Source organism: Cohnella sp. 56, assembly GCF_037963805.1.
In the GTDB taxonomy this organism is placed as follows: domain Bacteria; phylum Bacillota; class Bacilli; order Paenibacillales; family Paenibacillaceae; genus Cohnella.
This window is the reverse complement of record NZ_JAZDQE010000001.1, coordinates 200,994-220,609: the sequence shown is the minus strand read 5'-3', so window position 1 is coordinate 220,609 and position 19,616 is coordinate 200,994. Positions and strand designations below refer to the sequence as shown.

At 61.2% G+C, this 19,616-nt stretch carries 13 protein-coding genes; 3 read left to right on the top strand and 10 right to left on the bottom strand.

Annotation, left to right across the window (positions count from 1 at the left end; translation table 11 throughout):
- Window positions 1-46 precede the first annotated feature (46 nt).
- The 5 genes from VQ071_RS00970 to VQ071_RS00950 all read right to left on the bottom strand — a co-directional run bounded on the left by VQ071_RS00970 (window position 47) and on the right by VQ071_RS00950 (window position 7,197).
- On the bottom strand, window positions 47-1,150 hold the full coding sequence (locus tag VQ071_RS00970; RefSeq protein ID WP_340511962.1) for a glycosyltransferase: 1,104 nt from the start codon (window positions 1,148-1,150) through the stop codon (window positions 47-49).
- A gap of 118 nt (window positions 1,151-1,268) precedes the next feature.
- Window positions 1,269-2,045, bottom strand: coding sequence for a YveK family protein (locus VQ071_RS00965; RefSeq protein ID WP_340511961.1), 777 nt, complete (start codon window positions 2,043-2,045; stop codon window positions 1,269-1,271).
- Window positions 2,046-2,410: 365 nt separating this feature from the next.
- Window positions 2,411-3,610, bottom strand: coding sequence for a right-handed parallel beta-helix repeat-containing protein (locus tag VQ071_RS00960; RefSeq protein ID WP_340511960.1), 1,200 nt, complete (start codon window positions 3,608-3,610; stop codon window positions 2,411-2,413).
- A 240-nt stretch (window positions 3,611-3,850) separates the two neighbouring features.
- On the bottom strand, window positions 3,851-5,488 hold the full coding sequence (locus tag VQ071_RS00955; protein ID WP_340511959.1) for a right-handed parallel beta-helix repeat-containing protein: 1,638 nt from the start codon (window positions 5,486-5,488) through the stop codon (window positions 3,851-3,853).
- 653 nt (window positions 5,489-6,141) lie between these two features.
- A complete protein-coding gene (locus VQ071_RS00950; RefSeq protein WP_340511958.1) occupies window positions 6,142-7,197 on the bottom strand; it encodes a hypothetical protein in 1,056 nt (351 codons plus the stop codon).
- A 186-nt stretch (window positions 7,198-7,383) separates the two neighbouring features.
- On the opposite strand from VQ071_RS00950, the gene VQ071_RS00945 reads away from it, so the two are divergent.
- Both VQ071_RS00945 and VQ071_RS00940 read left to right on the top strand, forming a co-directional pair.
- Window positions 7,384-8,991, top strand: a complete 1,608-nt coding sequence (locus tag VQ071_RS00945; protein ID WP_340511957.1) for an SWIM zinc finger family protein — start codon at window positions 7,384-7,386, stop codon at window positions 8,989-8,991.
- The gene (locus tag VQ071_RS00940; protein ID WP_340511956.1) at window positions 8,988-12,020 is read left to right on the top strand and encodes a DEAD/DEAH box helicase; all 3,033 of its coding nucleotides are present in this window, start codon (window positions 8,988-8,990) and stop codon (window positions 12,018-12,020) included. Before VQ071_RS00945 ends, VQ071_RS00940 begins: the two co-directional genes overlap by 4 nt.
- Window positions 12,021-12,125: 105 nt before the next feature.
- Here the strand turns inward: VQ071_RS00940 and VQ071_RS00935 are convergent, their stop codons facing one another.
- Window positions 12,126-12,299 carry a hypothetical protein gene (locus VQ071_RS00935; protein ID WP_340511955.1) on the bottom strand — a complete coding sequence of 58 codons (174 nt, stop codon included), beginning with the start codon at window positions 12,297-12,299 and terminating at the stop codon, window positions 12,126-12,128.
- A 200-nt stretch (window positions 12,300-12,499) separates the two neighbouring features.
- On the opposite strand from VQ071_RS00935, the gene VQ071_RS00930 reads away from it, so the two are divergent.
- Window positions 12,500-13,477: an SDR family oxidoreductase gene (locus tag VQ071_RS00930; protein WP_340511954.1), complete on the top strand. Its 978-nt coding sequence runs from the start codon at window positions 12,500-12,502 to the stop codon at window positions 13,475-13,477.
- An 8-nt stretch (window positions 13,478-13,485) separates the two neighbouring features.
- On the opposite strand, the gene VQ071_RS00925 is transcribed toward VQ071_RS00930, so the two are convergent.
- From VQ071_RS00925 to VQ071_RS00910, 4 genes are all read right to left on the bottom strand, one after another.
- Entirely contained in the window at window positions 13,486-14,355 is an 870-nt protein-coding gene (locus VQ071_RS00925) for a hypothetical protein (protein ID WP_340511953.1), read from the bottom strand.
- Entirely contained in the window at window positions 14,333-14,896 is a 564-nt protein-coding gene (locus VQ071_RS00920) for an RNA polymerase sigma factor (protein ID WP_340511952.1), read from the bottom strand. The genes VQ071_RS00925 and VQ071_RS00920 overlap by 23 nt, the downstream gene beginning before the upstream one ends.
- Window positions 14,897-15,679: 783 nt before the next feature.
- Complete coding sequence (gene clpB, locus VQ071_RS00915; RefSeq protein ID WP_340511951.1) at window positions 15,680-18,343, bottom strand: ATP-dependent chaperone ClpB; 2,664 nt, start codon at window positions 18,341-18,343, stop codon at window positions 15,680-15,682.
- Window positions 18,344-18,373: 30 nt separating this feature from the next.
- A complete protein-coding gene (locus VQ071_RS00910) occupies window positions 18,374-19,378 on the bottom strand; it encodes a DnaJ domain-containing protein (RefSeq protein ID WP_340511950.1) in 1,005 nt (334 codons plus the stop codon).
- Between the last annotated feature and the right edge of the window lie 238 nt (window positions 19,379-19,616).

Genomic DNA, 19,616 nt, shown 5'->3' with positions numbered 1-19,616 from the left:
AGTTTTGATAGGGTTCGAATGTTCAATTAAAGGCGGCTGCCGGCGTTCATGCGTCCATCGGGCTCGGCATCAGCTTATAGCTGGTCTCCTGCCTCGTATCGCCTGCCAGCACGGCATGGTAGATGCGCTCGAGCTCCCTGGTCTGCTCGATCAGGTCGAACGACTCGCACGCCCGCTCCCGGCCCCGCATGCTCATGCGCTGCCAGAGCGGCTCGTCCGTCAGCAGCAGGCGGATATCCGCTGCCAGCGCCCGCGCATCCCGCGGCTCGGACAGCAATCCGGTCTCGCCGTCGCTCACGGCCTCCGGGATGCCGCCGGTTCTGAAGCTCGCGACCGGCAGCTGCATCGAGGCCGCTTCGAGGAAGGAGATGCCGAAGGCTTCCTCCGCTCCGTTCTCCAGCGGTACGCTCGGGACGGAGAATACGCGCGCGCGGTTCATCCACGCTTGGACGACCGCCGGCGGCTGCGTCCCGAGGAATCTGTACTTGGTCAGCATGCTGGCGGCCATCGCTTCAAGCTCCGCTCTTTGCGGCCCGTCGCCGATGAGGACGAGCTCGGCATCCGGCAGTTCGCGCTGAATCTCGCTCATTGCCCGGATCAAGTAGGCGGCGCCCTTCACCTCGACCAGGCGGCTTACGAACAGGACGATATTTTCTCTGGGCACTTCCGGATCGGGCTTGAACAGCGCCGTATCGACCCCGATATAGTGACGGATGATCTTGTCGGGATTGAAGCCCTGTTCAATCAGCTTGCCGCGGATGAAGTCGGATACGGCGATGAACAAGGCGCCTTCCCGCTGCAGCAGAGCGCGCTTGCGGATATAGTTGCGGTGCGTATAGTACGATTTGCGCGCGTAGGCTTCCTTGATCGTCGCGTCGTAGCCGTGAAAAGTGACGACAAGCGGGATGCGCAGCCTTCTGGCGAGCGGCAGCGCCATCACGCCATCCGGGCCGAAGTGCGCGTGCAGCAGGCGGAAGTTCATCTGCTTGAACCGTTCGGTTATCGGGAAGCCGAGGCCGACTGCCTTGAATAGCAGCTCGCGCACCCTCCCGCCCGGGCCGCCGTCGTTCAGCACGGTCACCCGCGCCGGCTCCAACTGGGTGCCCTCTCTTCGCTTCGAGCCGGCATAATGAGCCAGATACTTGCTCATCCCCTCAGCCTGGGAGCGGATGAAAGTCTCTGACGGCGCCAAGAGACAGTCGCGATAAATGAGGATGTTCCGTAGCGTCATGATGTTCCAGTCAAGCCTCCTTCATGTTGCGATACGCTTAACGCGGCTCCTTGACAGGTCTTAGCTCCTGCTTGCCCCGTACGGCCGCTTCTCTGGAGAAGGGTACCGCCGTACGATTGCGTCCCTGCGCGAGATCCTTTTGCTTGATCTTGCCGATGGCGGCGAGCATCGTGATCCCGAGCTCGCGCTCAAGGTCGTCCTCGCTTCTGACTTTGTCGTCCAGGTAGTCGACCAGGAAGGCGATGCCGAGGCCCAGAAGCGCCGCGAGCAGGAAGCTGAAAATATAAAGGACGTTATGGTTGCTGTTGATGGGGCCCGGTACGGCGAGCGGATCCGGCTCGGTGAGCACAGTGATGTTGTTCAGCTTCATGAGCGAGGTGACGCTGCCGCGGAAGGCGCTCGATACGCCTTCGACGATCTGTACGGCCGAGGCATATGTGTCGGCCTGAGCCACCAGCGTGATAATCTGGGCATCCTTCATCGTGTTGACGGCGACTTTGTCGTGAATCTGGGAGGCCGTCAGCCCAAGCTCCGGATGCTCGTCTGCGACGCGCTTCATGATCGATGGAGACTTGATGATCTGCTTGTATGTGTTGATGAGCATGAGATTCGTGTTAATAGAGTTCTGGTCGATGACCTGCTGGCCTGCGACCGTCGATTCCGTCTTGTTGACGATCAGGTCCGTGGTCGCTTGATAGACAGGCTTCGTGTACTGATTGGAGTAGACGTATGCAGCCGTGACGGCGATGACTATCAGCAAGGCAGGTATCCACCAATATCGCTTGACGACCTTCAGATAGTGCTGCAGTTCCATTCTCGTTAGCCTCCGCTTCGGTTGTTTTTTGTGCCTTTCACCCTGCCTGCCGGCTTGCTCATCTATGTCAATCGTCATTGTTTTAACAGTCGACTCGCAAACCTCGAATGAGAGATGAGGACGGCCCTGACGGTCCCAAGAGAGCGCCTAGCGATGCGTCGTGTTATGTAAGTTGCGCCCCTTGTCTGCCCATGCCCGCTCCGTCTCTCCCATTCTTGTCCCCACTTTAAACATTTGGCTTCGAATCTGAAACAAACTAGCAAATAGTGGCATCGCTTTCATAAGGCTTTTCTCATTTTTCTCAAAACGCAAAAAGCGCGCCGTTATCGCAACGGCGCGCTTCAATGCGACAAATTATTAAAATGCTAAAATCCTTCGTTGCCGGCGAGGTGAATCTTGCCTCCCTTGAAGTTGGTAGGCGATCTGCTAGAATCGCTGAGCACGTTGTTCGAGAAATAAATATTGCCCAGCTCGCCATCGCCCCATACGCCGATTCCGTCGTTCACGGCATTTTTGATCGTGTTCTCCTCGAATCGGATATCGTCCAGCTTGCCGTGCGAGGCGTACACCAGGATGTTCGGGTGATCGCTGCTCTTGCGCATGCCCGTGTGCTCGATTGTATTTTTCTCGACCGTGATGTTTTTCGTATCGGCCGTCTCCCATTCCTTTTCGACCGAGATGTAGATGCCGGCCATTTCCGTGCGCTGGATCCGGTTGCTTTCGATCGTGATATTCTCGCCGCCGACGACCGAGATGCCCCGCGCCTTGGAGTCATAGCCAACATCGTTGCCGACGATCGTCACGTCATTCGTCACCGCGCCGTCCTTCAGATAGCTGACGACCGCGATCGCATCGTCTCCCGTCCCCGATATCTTGTTGTTCTCGACGCGGATTCGGGTGCTGCCGTCCGTAATATGAATGCCGTCGGCACCCGTGTCCTGAATCGTATTGTTAGCGATGAGGCCATCCTTGGACGCTTCCTCGACGAGAATGCCGGCCGTGCTCGACTTGTCGATATGCACATTTTCGATTTTGAAGCCCGACGCTCCGCTGACGGTAATGCTGTTTTTTACGTTTGCGCCGTCCCCGCGTTGGACGGTGCGGTCATAGACATGCTCCAGATCGCCGAGCGACGCGCCCTGGCCCTTGATATCGATCGAGCCCCGCTCCGGATCGGTGGATACGATAACCGTCTCGTCCGCCCCCGCTCCCTTCACACGCACGCCGTCGATCTGCCATATATCGCCGATCCGGTATTTCCCCGCAGACAATTGAACCTCCAGGCCGTCCGTCTTGGCCTTGGCCGTACAGGCATTCAGCAGCGCCAGATCGTCCTCGCCGTCGCCGCCGCCCGCCGGGCAGGTCAAGATGCCGCCCTCGATCGTCCATGCCGGCTCCGCGGGCAGCGCATCCGTAGCCTGCGCGGACGAAGGAGCGGGCGGCGCGCCTTCGGGCCCGCCTTTGTCTGCGCCCTGCCGCCACAGCACCCACACGAGCGCGATTACCGCAGCAGCGGCGACGCCGGACCACCATAGCGCCTGCTTTCTTTTTCCGGTTCTCTCCATTCCTGCCTCTTGCCTCCAGTAGCATCATTTTTTTAAATCGCGGGACTTATGAGAGTTTCACCCCTATTGCACCTGGGTAAAACAATCTCGCACATTAAAAATCGTTAAGAAGACCCGGGAAAAAGGCCCAAGCCAAAGCCGGCGGCCCTTCTCCTGGACATAGCTGAAATAAAAAAGCCAACCCAGGTTTCCCTGAATTGGCGGTTCGCGATTGGAATAATTAACTTTTTCCTCTTAGCATTAGAAGCCTTTGTTGTTGCTCAAATGGATCGTCCCCGTCTTGAACGTCGTGTTGTCCCCGATCGTGTTGATCAGCGTATTTCCGGTAAAATAAACGTCCTTGATCTGTCCGCCGCCCCAGACGCCGATGCCCCGGTGCGCCGCGTTTTTAATCGTATTGCCCGTAAACGTAACCTCGTCGATAACGCCGGAAGAGGCATAGACGAGCACGTTCGGATGATTTTCCGGTTCATGGATGCCCGTGTGATCGACCGTATTTTTGTTGACGGTGATGCGGTCGACGTTAACCGTGTTGTAGTTCCCCTCGCAGGCGATATAGATGCCGGCCATCTGAGTATCCTTGATCGAATTGCCCTCGATCAGCACGTCGGCGCCGCCGACGACGGCTATGCCGCGCGCCTGGGACAGATAACCGACGTCGTTGCCCAAAATCTTGATATCATGAACGGCCGGACCGTCGGCCGCATAGCTGACGACCGCGATCGTATCGTCGCCCGTCGCTTTGACCGTATTGCCCTGAATGACGATATCGCTGCTGCTGTCCGTAATATGAATGCCGTCCGCACCGGTCGAATCGACGGTGTTGTTCGTGATGGTGCCGCCCTTGGATGCGCCTTGTACGAGAATGCCGGCGGTGCTGGACTTGTACACGTAGATGTTGTCGATGACGAAGTTCGTCGCGCCGCGTACGGTTACGCTGTTTTTCTCGTTGGCGCCGTTGCCGCGCGCGACTGTCGTCTTATATACATGCTTCAGGTTGCTCAGCTTCGGACTATTGCCTTTAAGATCGATCGAACCGTTCTCCGGATCGGTCGAGATCAGCGTCGTCGCCGTCTTGCCCGCTCCGATCAGCTTGACGCCGTCGATCGTCAGTATTTTGCTCAGCTGATATTCGCCTGCCGGCACATAGACGTACTTGCCTTGTGTCTTGGCCTTGTCGAGGCAGGCTACGAATGCCGCATAATCGTCCTTGCCGTCGTTCGCCACCGCTCCGCAGGTGTCGACGGACAGCGCATACGGATCGGATGTCGGCGTCGCTTGAGACTGCGTTGTCGAGGCGGGCTGCGCCACAGCTTCTGCCGCTGTGAACGAGATCACCGGATCCCAGAGCGTATGGTCGTTGTTCATCGAGCTTACGGCGTTGACTTCAAAATAAACGGCCGTGCCCTTTTCTACCGCAACGCTGTCGAGGCTCGGCGTCACGCCGGCCGTCGTCGTGACGACCGCGCTCCACAGCTTCGACTTGTCCTTCTTGATCGTAGCGAGGATGCCGTCGCCTTGGTTGTCGCCCTTCTTGACAGTGCCGCCGATCGTGATCGTGCCCTTGCCCGGAGATACCCACTTGATCGCCGCGTCGAAGTCTTTGCTCGGGTGCATCGCATCCTTGTTCACCCAGGGATAGCCGGCGTCCGCAGCTTGCCAGCGCTTGTTCGCCGCATTATAGACAAGGTCGGTATAGGTCGTGCCCGAGAGCTTCTGATAGTACCATTGGTTCTGGCCTTGCGCGGTCGCAAAGTTCTGCGGAGCGCTATATTGAACGGTAGAGCTGACGGCATGCGCCTCGAATCGGGAAGTGAACGCATTCGTTAATACGAGACCGAGGACGAGCGCCAATGCCATCAAACCGAACTTTTTCAAATAAAAAACCTCCATCGTGTGTTTAGACTGGTATGACATAGGGTAATGACGGAGTGATAGAAACATTTGCTGCTATATTTGATATATCGGTTGCTGCCGGGTTGTCGTGAATACATGGCAATCGTTTTTTGCATGCCAATTGTTTCCTGCGAATTATTGTAGCATGGATACTGTTCTAGAAAAGCAAAGATTTTATCATCTGCAGGGAGAACTTTATAATCTGCGTCTGGAGACCAATCTATATATAATAGAAGAAACACGTCGGACGGCATCGAACGCGGAAGCAGATTGCAGGTTAATGGGGATAAATGAATGGCATTCGAAATAAGAGGGCGCGTGCGAGACGGACAGAGAAGCGGATGAAATGCGCGGCAACGATGAGAGATTCGAGATAAGAGATGAGAGTTGAAAGAGTAGGGATAAGAGATGAGAGATGAGAGATGAGAGATGCCGAATGCGGCAGAAACGCGTTCATTACTGCGAGGCGTGAATCAACTAAACAATCATTTAAACTCAACGCACATTAATATACCACGATTGCCAAATGGTTGTCCATATATATTTTTATATTATTTTTGAAAATGATTGGATAATGAAAAACAGGATGCTTGTTGCGGCATCCTGTTTTTCTGTTTAATGGGCGCTACGCTGCATCACTCGCCGTAAGCGCTCAAGATGCAGCGGCATTGCGCCAGATACGCACCCCGAAGCTCGCGCGTCCAACCGCCGCTCCCGCAGCGCGCTTGCCAGCGCTCCTCGTCCTGCTCCAGATAGGCGGCGATCGCCTCGACGCCGTCGCGTCCCGCCTGCTCGTCCCGCATACGCTCCGCATGCCGCAGGAACTCGCCGATGACCGGCACGGCCTGCTCGTAGTCGTCGATATCCTCGGCCGGTCCGCCCCGAATCAGCGCGCTCAGAATGCCCGAAGCGCCCGCGAACAGCTTCGGATCGATCGCATCCGCCTCCAGCGCCTCCTGCAGCTCTCCCTTCAGCGCACATGTATACGCCAAAAAGGCGTCCGCGATCTCGTTTCGGAATCCGTCCCGCAGCAGCCAATCGCGAATCTCCTGCGTATCCGGGTCGAGCCGCTCGACGAGATAGATGCGCGCCCAGCCGGTCACATAGCGGGCCAGCTCGCATAGCGCACCGCTCGCCTGCTCCATGCCCAAGAGGGCCGAAGCCGCATACAGCGTGAACTCCTCATGTTTGCCCAGCGTGAACACGAGCTCCTTGTGCCGCTCGCTGCCGTATTGGCTCAGCAGGGCGATGCCGAACTTGACGACGTTGCGGTGTACGCCGTGCCGGGCCATCCAGTGTGCTTCCTCGTACAGATGACGGGCGTTGAGGCCCGGCAGCTTATGTAATGCCTGCAGCGCAGGACCGATCGCATCGAGCGACTCGTCCCGCATGAGCGCGAGGTATGCGGCTCTGCGGTTGCGGACGCTGCGATCGCGGCTGAGACGCGCCAGCGCACGGGCGAGCGCACGGGCCAGCGCTTCGTCTGCTTCTTCGCGGACCGTCCGCTCATCGTCCAGACTGAGCCGCCATAGCGCGGAGCTGCGTTCGGGCTTGTCCGCATATTCATCGTCGTCGGGCAGCGCCTGCGACTTGAGCTTGCCGTCCTGACCCGTACGCAGCACGATCGAATCGTACGCGGACGGTCTGCCGGCCCAAGGATACAGAGGCGCGGCTGCTTTAAAGCTGAGCATACGGCTGTCTACCTCCCTCCCACAATCGCTGTCGTTTTCCTTTGCAACATGGCCGCTAACTATGTATTACCCCTCTGGAGAATTATGTATCTCTCCCGGACTGCGTTTTCTGCGCTCGCCCGGCGGACTCCGAATGCTATAATGGTACACAGAAGATCGCGAACAGATAGGATGAGGGCATAACCGATGGATTCGTATACGAAGCTGAACGATGCCGCATGGGATCGTCTCCTCAGAAGCGTCGCCAAGCAGTTCACCGATGTCACGCTCAAGCGCGGTTATCAATACTACAAGCAAGGCCGGGTCACGCTGGACAATCCGGACGATCTGGAGCATCTGGAAGCCGAAGTGGACGGCACGATCCCCTATGTCGTCGACGTGTACCCCGGCAAGCCGAGCGACAGCGACTGCAACTGTCCCGTCGGCTCGTCGTGCAAGCATATCGCAGCCGTGCTCATGGCGTGGGCGGAGCATCAGGGCCGGTCTGTCCAGTCGCTGGCGAACGCCAGAACGGCAGCCGTCTCCGTCCCGGCCGCCGCACCGCGGTATAAAGCCGAGGCCCAGCGCCTCGCCCAGGAGGCGGTGCGGATTCCCGAGATGAGCGTCGCCCAATGGCTGGCGTTGTTCGAGCGATGCCTGATGCCGATCGCAGATCAGGTGCGCAATACGAACTACGCCAAGCAGGCGCTCGGGCTAATTTACAAGCTCAAGCCAGAGCTGCCGCCGGCGGCCGAGCGTCTGTACGAGCTGAACGCGCTGCTGTACCTGATGCATCATGTCGCGGAGCCGCCGAACATGTACGCGCGCGGCCAGTCGTCCTACCTCGGCTACTTCACGCATATTGCCATCACCGACCTGCATGAAGCCGCGATGGGCTGCCTCGCGCGCGAACTGCCGGACGCCGCCGCGGACGAGCCTCACTGGCGCGACCGTCTGCTCGAGACGGCGGACGCGCTGCGGACCGCGATGCTGCGGCCGGGTCCGACGCAGGATTACGATCTGCTGCATTATGGCGGATTGTGGGAAACGTGGGTCTCGCCGTCGATCGGCAGCGAAGCTTTGTATGCGGAGGAACTTCGCAGGCTGGAGGACGCGCTGCCGGAGCTGCCGCCCCAGAGCAGAGGCGCCTGGAATACGGCCGCGCTGCGGATGCGGTTCAGCCTGTCCGACGACGATGGCGCGCTGGCCCTGCTGCGCGAGGGTGCAGGCCGCAACAGAGACGCCTCGTCGTCCGAGCTCGTCGACCTGCTCGCTTCGCTGGCCCGGGACGGGCAGTGGTCCCGGCTGCTCCGTTGGCTGACCGAGGCGGCCCCTTGGATCGCGAGCAGACGCCCCCGGGATATGGAGGCGTACGCGAGCCTGTGGGATGCCCTCGTCGCCAGGCTGCCCGAAGCGGAGCCGCTGATGTGGGAGACGTTCGAGCGCATGCTGCCCGCCTCCGGACAGCTGTACGAGAGCAGGCTGCTGGCCGCCGGCAGATACGAGGAATGGATGGACATCCAGCTGTCGTACGGCAGAGAGCCGCTCGAGTACCGGGCCACCGAGCTCGCGCCGCTGGAGAAGCATGCGCCGCATACGCTGCTTCCCTTCTATCATCAGGCGGTCGAGCGTTATGTCGCGCTCAAGAACAGAGCAGGCTACAAGTCGGCGGTCAAGCTGCTCAAGCGTCTGGCCAAGCTGTACAAGAAGATGAAGCGCGAGGATCGCTGGGAGACGTTCTACGAGCTGTTCGAGCTTCGTCACAGCAGACTGCGCGCCTTGCAGGAAGAGCTTCGGAAAGGAAAGCTGTCATGAATGCCTACCGGGAAACGATCAGCATCGACTTGCTTCTGAGCGAGCACGGGGATGCGCTTATATACGGCGTATTGGACGGCTACGGCTACGTGCCGGGCGTCCTGCTCAAGCACAAGCTGTTCGCCTGGCATGACCCGTCGTTCTACGGGACGAATCTGGACGTCGCCCAGGTAGAGCTGGCGGCGGGAGCGCACGATCCGGGACTGCGCAGAGCGGAGGTCGTCATCCTGCCCGCCGAGCAGGTCATCCCCTTCTTCGCGGAGCCCAGACTGCTCAAGCATGTCGATTGGAAAATTACGGGCGGAGCGAAGCTGCTGACCGAGCGGGCGCCCGATCTCGCCGACCGGATCGAGAGCGGCCGGTACATCCCGCATCTGGGCGCCTATCGCCAGGGACTGCTCCGCTGGACGTGGGACGAGGAGCTGCCTGCGTCCGGCGGGGACGAGGCGGACGCGGACTTCGAGGCGGGGCTGCATGCCGCCTTCTCGATGGCCGTGCGGGAGCGGCATTACGGCACGGAGCTCGGCTACAGCGAGCTGCGGCAGGACTTCCCGCTGCTGTTCGACAAGTCCGCCGCCTCCGCGTCCGGCATGGACGAGCGCGGCTGGCTGGAGGCGATCGGCTGGCGCCCGGATACGGCGCCGTTCCGCCCGGTGCTGCGGCTGCTGGAGCCGGCCCTGGAGAGCGAAGGGGCGGACGCGTGGCGGCTCCAGCTCGCGCTGCGCAGCAAGGCGGACGAGACCGCCGTGTACGCGGCCAAGCTCGGCGCGGACGGTACGGTGTCTGGGCGCTGGCCGGCCGCCTGGCAGGACGAAGCCCGCGAGCGCGCCCCCGGCTGGCTGGAGCGGCTGCATGCGGTGCTGCCGCCCGAGCGCCTCGCGGGCCCGCCGCGCGATCTGCTCGCCGCGCCGCTCGACGACGAAGCGGCCTGGCGCTTCCTGTCGGCGGACAGCGACCGCCTGCTCGCCGCCGGCTGGCAGGTCATGCTGCCGGCCTGGTGGGAGGCGGCGAGCCGCAAGAAGCCCCGGCTGCGCGCCAAGATCGCCAGCGAGACCGGCGGCAAGAGCCACTCGCTGTTCGGGCTCGACGCGATCGTCGACTTCGACTGGCGCGTCGCCATCGGCGACGCCGATCTGAGCGAGGAGGAATTCGCCGCGCTCGTCGCGCGCAACCAGCGGCTCGTCCGGCATCGCGGCCAATGGATCGCGCTCGATCCTGCGCTGCTCGCGCAGATTCGCCGCATGATGGCGGGCATGGACAAGTCGCAGGGCCTCACGTTCCAGGACGTGCTGCAGCTCCACCTGCTCGGCGAAGCCGATGCGGCAGGCGACGGCGGGCACAGCGGCGAGACCGAGACGTCCGCGGCAGAATCAGCGGCCCGCGTCCAGCTCGAGGTCGAGCTGAACGCGCATCTGGCCGCCTTCTTCGCGCAGCTCGGCAAGCCCTCCGAATGGCCCGTGCCCGAAGCGCCGCAAGATTTGCACGCGACGCTGCGCACGTATCAGCGCGAGGGCTTCGGCTGGCTCACCACGCTGCGGCGCTTCGGGCTCGGCGCAGTCCTCGCCGACGACATGGGCCTCGGCAAGACCGTGCAGCTCATCGCCTACCTGCTGCAGCTGCGCCACGATACGCCGCCCGAGCGGCGCCGCGCCGCGCTGATCGTCTGTCCCACCTCGGTGCTGGGCAACTGGCAGAAGGAGCTCGCCCGGTTCGCACCGTCGCTGGCGGTCAGCCTGCATTACGGCGGCGGACGGTTGTCGGCGCCGGACGCCTTCGAGGCGCAGGCCGCCGTCTCCGACGTCGTGCTGACCTCCTACGCTACGGCGTCGCTCGACCAGGAGCTGCTGCAATCGTACACTTGGGCCGCGGTCTGCCTCGACGAGGCGCAAAATATCAAGAACGCGCAGACCAAGCAGTCCGCCGCCGTCCGCAGCCTGCCCGCCGGCCAGCGCATCGCGCTCACCGGCACGCCGATCGAGAACCGGCTGGCCGAGCTGTGGTCGATCTACGACTTCATCGCGCCGGGCTATCTCGGGACGCAGCGCGCCTTCCAGGAGCGGTTCGCCACGCCGATCGAGCGCAATCACGACGAGCGCCGGACGGCGGAGCTGAAGCGGCTCGTCGGTCCGTTCCTGCTGCGCCGCAAGAAAAAAGATCCGAGCATCCAGCTGGATCTGCCGGACAAAAACGAAATGAAATCCTACGTCCCGCTCACGCCCGAGCAAAGCGCGCTCTACGAGCAGACGGTGAACGAGCTGCTCGAGCGCATGAAAATGCTGGAGGGCATCGAGCGCAAAGGCGCGATTCTCGCGGCGCTCACCCGCCTGAAGCAGCTGTGCGACCATCCGGCGCTGCTGAACAAGGAAGCGCCGGCAGCCGCGTCCGGCGCCTCTGCCCCGTCCGGCGGCACGGATGCGGGCGCCGACGGCCTCGAGCTTGCGTCCGCGGCGCCGGACCTGGCCGCGCTCGTCGCCCGCTCCGCCAAGCTGGAGCGGCTGCTCGCCATGGTCAAGGAGCTGCGGGACGAGGGCGACCGCTGCCTTATTTTCACCCAGTACATCGGCATGGGCGAGATGCTGCGCCTCGTGCTGGCGGAGGAGCTCGGCGAGCCTGTCCTCTATCTGAACGGCAGCACGCCGAAGAAGACGCGCGACCGGATGATCGAGCAGTTCCAGTCGCAATCGCTCCCGCAAGGCGAACAGCCGGGCGTATTCATCCTCTCGCTCAAGGCGGGCGGCGTCGGTCTCAATCTGACCGCGGCCAATCACGTCTTCCACTTCGACCGCTGGTGGAATCCGGCCGTCGAGAACCAGGCGACCGACCGCGCCTATCGGATGGGCCAGACCAAGGACGTGCAGGTGCACAAGTTCATCTCGCTCGGCACGCTCGAGGAGCGTATCGACGAGATGCTCGAGAGCAAGCAGCAGCTCAGCGACAACGTCATCTCCTCCTCCGAGGGATGGATCACCGAGCTGTCGACCGACGATCTGCGCGAGCTGATCTCGCTGCGGCGCGGCATGACAGGCTAGGCGGAGCCCGCCATCCTCTATCGGCACAGACATGGATCGCCGTGCCCGCCTCCAATTCGAACAGCCCCTCCAATCGCTTGCGACAGGAGGGGCTGTTTGTTTTTCTCAGATGACCGGATAATTCCCCACGTACCGGGGATTCGCATAGTATGGCGGCCTGGGACCGATCACCGGCAGCGTCAACGTAAAAAAATCCGCGTAGGCAATCTTGACCCTATCCTCCGTCTGCTTGACCAGCAGCAGATCGGCATTCCTGCTGAACGAGTAAGGCACCTTCATTAGATTCATCCTCCCGTCTGCCTGATGCCCGCTCCTCTACCCTATGCCGACGCGCCCACTCGTGCGCATGTCCGTGCCCGAATGCCCTCCCCCCCGTTGCCGCTAGGCACCCGCCCATTCATCCCCGCATAGTGTAAAGCAACGAAAATACCGGCCAGCCGGTCCCTCGACCGGACAGCGCCCGCATGCAGGAGGCTGACATGAGCGATCAACAAAGCAAAGAACTTGAGCAAATCCGGGATATGCAGCGGCAATTCGAAGAGGCGAAGCTTGCGAATCCCTATCCGCTCTATCCGAACTACGGCACGGTCACACAATACGAGGATGTGGCCATCAGCGTGCCCGAGCAGCGACAGTATCGCCAGCCCGGCATCGAGAGCCTCATGGTGCCGAGACCGATCGTGGACAATCCGCATTATAAAGGAAGCGGCAAGCTCGAAGGCCGGGCAGCGTTGATCACCGGGGGCGACAGCGGGATCGGTGCGGCGGCCGCGATCGCCTTCGCCAAGGAAGGCGCCGACATCGCGATCTCCTACCTCGACGAGCATGAGGACGCCGAGCGGACCAGAGCCTGCATCGAGGCGTACGGCCGCCGCTGCCTCCTGCTGCCGGGCGACGTACGCGACAAAGCGGTCAGCGAATCGCTCCCCCATGCCGCGGCCAAGGCATTCGGACGGCTCGACGTCCTCGTCAACAACGTTGGCATCCAGTTCCAGCAGAACAGCCTCGAAGACATCAGCGACGAGCAATTCGAGAATACGTTCAAGGTCAACTTCTTCTCCCACTTCCATACGACACGCGCGGCCCTGCCCTACCTGCAGCCCGGCGCCTCGATCATCGGGACGGCTTCGGTCGTGACCTACGTCGGCGAGAAGACGCTGATCGACTACACCGCCACCAAGGGCGCCATCGTCGGTTGGACCCGCGCGCTCGCGCGCAACCTGGCGCCGAAGGGCATTCGCGTCAACGCGGTCGCACCCGGCCCGATCTGGACCCCGCTCATCCCGAGCAGCTTCAGCGCCGATCGAGTCGCCGTCTTCGGGACGGAGACGATGCTCGCCCGGCCGGGCCAACCGTTCGAGCTGGCGCCTACCTACGTCTATCTCGCATCCGACGACTCCCGCTACGTCACCGCCCAGGTGCTGCATGTCGACGGCGGTCAGTCTACGAACTCCTGATCTGCGGTTTACGGGCTGCTCTCTTTAATTTTGACTTCCCCCATATCCCGTTGATCGGAAAAGCTTTTTTCGGCGGCGAGGCGTCCCTCCCGGTCTAACGCCTGGATCGTATATTGGACGGCTGAGGAGTCGGGCAGCAAGACGAACCAGAGCTTTTGGCCCGGCTCGTACTCTACGAGCGTGGCCTCAAGTTTGCCCGGAGACCCGCCGCCCACCCTGACGACTACGCTGGCGACCGAAGGATCGGTCAGCTCCCCGAACAGCAGCGGGAACGGCCCCCGGATGCCCGGAAAATGAGGCAAGCTCATATAATTCAGCAATGTCTTCTCGCCGGATACAGTTGAACCGGGAGTGCTATGACCGATGTAGTAACCGCCGCCCATGCCCCATTTCCAGCCCAGCCACGTATGACGCACGAATTCAATCTGCAGATCCGTGCTATCCTGTTTCAGATCGCGTTTGACAAACAACAGCATGCCGCCGTCTACGGCCTCGCGGTGTACGACCCGCATATATCCGAAATTCCGGAACTTCTCCACCGCCTCCTCCGGCGTACGGCCGAGCGGAATCCGGATCGTCCCCGTCAACCCCATCGCGTGCGCCTGGTGCCTGTCCGCTATTCCCCCCGGCGCTTCATAAGCGTAGGCCAGACCGATCAGCAGCATCACCAACGCCAATACAGCGCCCGTCCACGCGAACCGTATGCGCCTTTTGCGCGCAATGTGGCGGCGAGCTTCATGCGCACCTGCTGCTATAAACGCCAGCTGCCGCTCGCTAGGCATCCTCCCGGCCGCGAAGGGCCGTTGCCGAAGCTGCGCGAGCAGCGGGTCCTGAAGCGGATTGTGCAGCAACTCATTATCCGTTGTCCGGCCATCCATCAAGCTTCGCCTCCTTCATTCGATCGGCCAGCATCGCCCTCGCGCGGTGCAGCCGGGACTTGACCGTGCCCTCAGAGATGCCGAGCAGCTCCGCCATCTCCCGGTAGGACCATTCATAATAAGCGAACAGCATGATCGGCTCGCGATATTTGGCGGGCAGCTCCCACACAGCCGACCAGACCTCGTTCGAGAGCTCGCCCCGCCAGTATTCGCTCTCCGCCGAAGACGATCTTGACCCGTCCGGAAACAGGCCGACCAACACCACCTTCCGCCAGAATGCCGACTTGCGATAATTAAACGCCGTATTGCGAGCGATCCTGAACAGCCAATGTTTAACCGGCCCATCGCCCCGATATGAAGCAACCGCCCCCATCGCCTTCATAAACGTCTCCTGCGCGATATCCTCCGCCACATGCTCCCGTCGGGTCAGGAACAACGCATATTGCCAGACATCCTGCCAATGCTGCTTGACAAGCGCATCCATCTCATCGGGGCCCAGCCGCGTTCTGTATATAAGGTCGTGATCCTCGATATTCTCCAAACGGCCTCGCCTCCCCTACTTAACAGACAACGGACGGCAGCGATTGTTCCCGGATGACCGCAGCTTTTTGCACTTTTTAACGGTATCCCCTTCGCACAGGTCCGCCATCGGATTCACCTTCTTTTTTACGGTATCCCCTTCACACAGGTCCACCATCGGATTCACCTCTTTTTAACGGTATCCCCTTAGGTCAGGTCCACCATCGGTTTCACCTCTTTTTAACGGTATCCCCTTGGGTCAGGTCCGCCATCGAGTTCGCCTCTTTTTAACGGTATCCCCTTGGAACAGGTTATAGCAATATCCGTCTTGCTTCTCCGCAAAAAATGAACAAATTACGGGGTTTAACTATCCAATAACAGCCACAACCTGGAAGCCTGACGGAGAGGGATACCGTTCAAGCGCTTCCTGACGGAGGGGGATACCGTTCAAACGTTCCTGACGGAGAGGGATACCGTTCAAACGCTCCTGACGGAGAGGGATACCGTTCAAACGCTCCTGACGGAGGGGGATACCGTTCAAACGCTCCTGACGGAGATGGATATCGTTCAAACGCTCCTGACGGAGAGGGATACCGTTCAAACGCTCCTGACGGAGGGGGATATCGTTCAAACGTTCCTGACGGAGAGGGATACCGTTCAAACGCTCCTGACGGAGAGGGATACCGTTCAAACGTGCAGATCGCGTAAAGGAGCATATGGCGTTCAGCACCGTGTCGATGAAAAAAGGCCACGCTCTGTCCCGGCAGGAGCCGGAACGGGGCAATGGCCTTGTTCGATCGTTTGTTTAGACGGTTTGAAGTCTCTCGGCCGCCGGAGGTGCGGCTTCGGTGCCGGTTGGGGCGGCAGGGCGGATGTCCACCGACAGTTCGCCGGCCGTCTCGTCGACCGTCATCACGGAGCCTTCTGGCGCATCGCCCGCGATCAGCGCACGTGCTACGCGCGTCTCGAGATGGCGCTGGATGAACCGCTTGAGCGGCCGCGCACCGTATACGGGGTCGAAGCCCTCTTGGGCGATGAATCGTACAGCGGCGTCCGTCAGTCGCAGGGCGATGCCGCGATCGGCCAGGCGCTCGCCGAGTCCGCGCGCCAGCTTGCGTACGATTGCTTCGATCTCGGTCCGCGACAGCGGCTTGAACATCACGATGTCGTCCACGCGGTTCAGGAACTCGGGCCGGAAATGGCCGGTCAGCTCCTTCATGACGCGGTCCCGCACCGCCGGGGTGATCTCGCCGTTGTCGTCGACGCCCTGCAGCAGATGGGGGGAGCCGATGTTGGACGTCATGATGACAATCGTATTCTTGAAGTCGACGACGCGGCCCTGCGAATCGGTCAGGCGACCGTCGTCCAGCAGCTGCAGCAGAACGTTGAATACGTCGGGATGCGCCTTCTCGACTTCGTCCAGCAGGACGACGGTGTACGGCTGTCTGCGCACGGCCTCCGTCAGCTGGCCGCCCTCCTCGTAGCCTACATATCCGGGAGGCGCCCCGACGAGACGCGACACGCTGTGCTTTTCCATATATTCCGACATGTCGATCCGGATCATGCCGTCTTCACGGTCGAATAGCGTGGCGGACAGCGCCTTGGCCAGCTCCGTCTTGCCGACGCCGGTCGGACCGAGGAACAGGAACGAGCCGATCGGCCGGTTCGGATCCTGGATGCCCGCCCGCGCCCGCAGCACCGCATCGGCGACGAGGCCGACGGCCTCCTCCTGCCCGACGACGCGCTCGTGCAGCGTCTCCTCAAGCCGCAGCAGCTTGTCGCGCTCGCCTTCGACGAGTCGCTTGACCGGGATGCCGGTCCAGCGCGAGACGATGTCCGCGATCTCTTCCTCGGTCACGGATTCCCGCAGCAGACGCGATTCGCCGTCCTGCTCTGCCGCTTCCTCCGCCGCCTTCAGCTGGCGCTCCAGATCGGGGATGATCCCGTAGCTGAGCTCCGCGGAGCGGTTCAGGTCGTACTCTTCCTGCGCGTCCGCCAGCTCCTTGCGCGCCTGCTCCAACTGTTTCTGCAAGTCGCGGACACCCTGGATGGCGGCCTTTTCCTTTTCCCAGCGGGCCATCATGCCCAGATGCTTCTCCTTGAGATCGGCCAGCTCGCGCTGGAGCGACTCCAGCCTGCGCTTGCTCGCATCGTCCGACTCCTTCTTGAGCGCGGCTTCCTCAATCTCCATCTGCATCATGCGCCGCATGACTTCGTCCATCTCGCCGGGCATCGAATCGATCTCCGTGCGGATCATCGCACACGCCTCGTCGACGAGGTCGATCGCCTTGTCCGGCAGGAAGCGGTCCGCGATGTAACGATTGGACAATGTCCCCGCCGCCACAAGCGCGCTGTCGTGAATCTTGACGCCGTGATGCAGCTCGAAGCGCTCCTTCAAGCCACGGAGAATGGAGATCGTATCCTCCACATTTGGCTCGCTGACGAGTACCTGCTGGAATCTGCGCTCGAGCGCCGGGTCCTTTTCAATATAAGAACGGTATTCGTCAAGTGTCGTCGCTCCGATGCAGTGCAGTTCGCCCCGCGCGAGCATCGGCTTGAGCATATTGCCCGCATCCATCGCGCCCTCGGTCTTGCCTGCGCCGACGATCGTATGCAGCTCGTCGATGAACAGGATGATCCGGCCGTCGCTCTCCTTTACTTCCTTGAGCACGGCTTGCAGCCGTTCCTCGAACTCCCCGCGATACTTCGCGCCCGCGACGAGCGCGCTCATATCCAGCGAGAAAACCGTTTTGTCCTTCAGCCCCTCCGGCACGTCCTTGCGCACGATGCGCTGGGCCAACCCTTCGACGATCGCCGTCTTGCCGACGCCGGGTTCGCCGATCAGTACCGGATTGTTTTTGGTCTTGCGCGAGAGGATGCGGATGACCCGCCGAATCTCGCTATCCCGTCCGATGACGGGATCGACTTTGCCTGCGCGCACTTCGGCGACCAGGTCCCGGCCGTACTTCTCCAGCACCTCGTAGGTCGCTTCCGGCTCGCGGCTCGTCACGCGCTGATGCCCGCGAATTTCCTTGAGTACGGTCAGCAGCCGTTCGCGCGTCAGGCCGAAGCTGTCGAACAGCTCGCGCACGTCGCGATTGCCGTCCCGGGGTGCCGAAGCCATCGCCAGCACGGCATGCTCAACTGCTACATATTCGTCCGTCATCGCGGCGGCTTCCCTCTCTGCCTGCTCCAGCACGGCTACGAGCGCGGGCGATGCATAGCGCTTGACGGTATCCGAGCCGCCGACGCGCGGCCGCCTCATCAGTCTGCTCATCGCCTGGCGATCCATCTCCGTCGGCTGAATGTCGGCCCGCTGCAGCAGTCTCGGCAGCAAGCCGTCTTGCTGCTTCAGCAGCGCGGCCAGCAGATGCAGCGAATCGATCTCCGGATGTCCGCTGGCACCGGCCAGCGATTGGGCGCCCGCAACGGCCTCCTGCAGTTTTTGCGTATATTTGTTGAAGTCCATATGGCGATCTCTCCTTATTGATTAATATGGTCAATTGTTCATGTGCGAAATCGTACCGGCCTTGAAGCCGCTGCTCTCCGCGAGCTTGCGGTAGAGCTCCCGCTCCGCAGCGCCGGGATTCGGAGGTACGGTCACCGCTACGTCGAACAAAATATCGCCATAGCTGCCGTCTGCCCGGCGCAGCCCCTTGCCGGGAATACGCAGCTGTCTGCCGGCCGGGAAATCCGGCGGTATCTTGAGCTTCACCTGACCGCCGTCCGGCAGGCGAACTTGCGCGTCCGCGCCGAGCACGACCTGCCAGGGCGCCGCCTGCACCGTAGCGCGCAAGTTGCCGTCTTCGCCGAGCGCATACACGGCGTCCGGCGTCACCGACAGCGTGATGAGCAGCTCTTCGCCTTCCGGCAAGCCGTTCGCCCCGTCTCCCTTTAACCGGATGACGGTCCCGTCCGCCGCCCGCTCGGGTATGCGCAGGGCGATATCCTTTGTCCCGACCTTCACATTGATCTTCGCGCCCTTCCAGGCTTGCTCCAGGCTCACGTTCAGCTGCGCGTGCTGCGATCGCGAATTCGCGCCGAAGGGATCGTATCCGGCCGAGCTCCGGCCACCCATACCGCCGAAGTCATACTGACCGTACGATCCCGCTCCCGCGCCGAACCCATGCATGCCGCCGATGCCGCCGCCTCGCCCGAAGAGCATCTCGTACAATTCCTCTTCCGACAGCCCGCCCGAGCCCTGTCCGCTCCAGCGCCTGGCGCCTTCGTCCTGTGAACCGCTCCGCCATTCGCTGCCCTGACGGCCCGCGTACTCTCGTCGCATGTTTGCGTACCGTTGTTCCTCTTCGTAAGCTTCCCTTTTATCGTCATGACTGAGAATGTCGTAAGCCTCTGCGATCTCTTTGAACTTCGCTTCTGCCTCGGGGGCTTTGTTGACGTCCGGATGCCACTTCTTCGCCAGCTTTTGATATGCCTTCTTGATGTCCTGCTTCGACGCTTCCTTGCCTACGCCGAGCACTTCGTACGGATTGCCGATCGTCATGGCGTTTCTCCTCCCCCGGGCAGGTTTAGTCTGACCTTTTTTGACCTTATTGTCATTATAAAGCCCGCAGCTCCGATTAACAAAAGCGATTTGAGGCCATATGGAGCGATTTAAGGCTTTGTGAGTCGATTGGATGCGTCCGGGAGGTGCTTTTGATTGATTTGACCTTTTTTGACCTATTTGCTGACTTTCCCGACGGCTGCATCTGCCGAGCCGACGCTCGAGCAGAGCGACCAGC